The 2,137-nt window shown below is 35.2% G+C and carries 1 protein-coding gene; it reads right to left on the reverse strand.

The window, feature by feature from the left end:
- Positions 1–890: Ig-like domain-containing protein (locus tag LV92_RS21655; protein WP_146613567.1), on the reverse strand; the 890-nt coding region annotated here is incomplete at its 3' end.
- Positions 891–2,137 lie beyond the last annotated feature (1,247 nt).

Raw genomic sequence — 2,137 nt, forward strand, 5'->3', positions numbered from 1 at the left:
ACTTTGCCGCCCCTTCCGCCAGTTGTGTTCTTTCCAAATCCTTCGGCTCCCGGGAATGCCTTTAATACTCCCATCTCCACAGGTTCTTCCGTAGTTGGAGTTGGCGTTTTGTTGGTTATGGTGACCGACCCAGTTTCTTCCGAAACGGTGTCGTCTGGATTGGTAACCGAAGTAGTATAGGTAAAGGTATCCGCTTCGGTAGTCACAACCTCTTCAGTAGCAACCTCTTCAGAAACAATCTCTTCTGAAACAACTTCCTCGGTGGCAACCTCCTCAGAGTTATTTGTATTGGGGGTATAGGTAATGGTATTATCTTCATTGATTACCGCGGTACCATTGGAGGGTTGACTAACCTCAGTTATGGTTACCTCACTTTCTTTTTTAAATGTATCATTTTTTAAGGGCTCTATAATTATAGGAGAGTCAGAAGTAACTTCTACGATATCTTCAACAACATCCTCAACAGGTTCTACGGTAACATCAACTGTTACAACTTCTTCTGTTGTAGTTTCATCTTCATTGGTGACTTCCAATGTTATTTCAATATCATCCTTACCATTATAATCGCTCGGTGGAGTGTATACTGCTATACTGTCCTTTTCTATGGTGATTTCACCGTATTTAGGTTTGGAACTACTTTTATATCTTCTTCGTCCTTTCCTTTCGCTAGAAGTGTTATAAAGCAAGTTAAAGGTTACAGGTTGATCTTCTTCAGTAGTAAATACTGCATGGGCTAAATCGAGAATTACTTCTTTTGGATCGCTGCCAATTGGGTTTTCTTCCACTACATATTCCGCCAACAGATCGGAATCCTTGTTGCAGGAGAAATTTAAAAAAAGGACAAAGCATGCCAAGGTCACTTGTAATAGATTCGAGGGGGTGATTTTCATAAGTTCTAAGACGTTAATTTAATTGATAAACATTTGGGGTTTACAATTGGGGTTTATAATAATTTTTAATTTCACAATAACATCGGCAAATGACAAATATTTCCGACCAACTGCCTATTTGAATGTGCGTTGTTAGTTTTACGTATGCTTTTTAGCTTTGGATGTTAAGAATTTCCTTATTCGATGAAATACCTTTTTCTTTATGATTTGATTAAATCTAATCTCGTTGAATGGTCGTTTTTCTTAACATCTAGGGGTTAGGGAGACTTAATGACAATTTTATTATTTTGGAATTGTTATATTTCAAAAGGACTTTATTGTTTGATTATAGGTACACAATTTAAAGGCTGCCCTGTGCGGTTAAATTTATCTTTGGAGATTGCTTGTAACACCATCTTATTGAATGAGGGTTTGAGTGAGTCATGGAGTGTCTTGAATAAATGTTTATGGCAAGTATTAGCGTGTGTAAAAGATATGATCTGCGGAATGGCGAAGTGTTGCGAAATAGGGATATAGAGAGAAAGCACAAGGATTGACCACAGGATTCTATTTTTTAATTAGATTCTAGGAATTGCATGGGGTATGAGATTTTATTGTAGTGTTGTTTTTTAAAAAAAATGGTATAGAATTTTTTTGCCCAAAGCTTCAAGTTTTGGAATTATATAATTCCTGAAAGGTTTTCTTGAAATTTAAAAGGATTTTAATCGTGGAGTTGGTTTATTTCATTAATTTCCTTAAGGCTTAATAAGTTCAAAATTTCTTTAGTCCTTCTGGATTTGAGAAATGCTGGGGGATTGCATTTAGTTAAAATGTGTATTGTAAATTAATTATTAAATACCACTTATTTAAATTGCAGGCGATAGATTTTTTTGAGGGATTTTCTTGAAATTTTTATATGTTTCTAGTACATGATAATAATAAGTTTTATGGAGAGAAGCTTGGTCCTTATCATGAGGCTCACTTAATTAAAATTAGAGCGCATGCTATTTTTTACACTAAATAAAAACACAATTTTTTGAGAAATATCTTTAATGATTATTTTAAGTTGAATTTATTTAGAGATTCTAGAGTTTTAAATACAAAAAGCAGGGCTTGGAGCCCTGCTTTTTAAATTGTGTATTTGGGAAATATTATTTTATGGTTAGCGCGTGTAAAAACTCTTCTAGATTGGTATAGCCATCTCCATTCCTGTCTTTTTGGCCATCGCTGCTGTCCTTTGGGTCGAGGTTGTTCCCAAGTTCCCAGTT

This window comes from Arenibacter echinorum, assembly GCF_003259375.1.
Lineage (GTDB): Bacteria > Bacteroidota > Bacteroidia > Flavobacteriales > Flavobacteriaceae > Arenibacter > Arenibacter echinorum.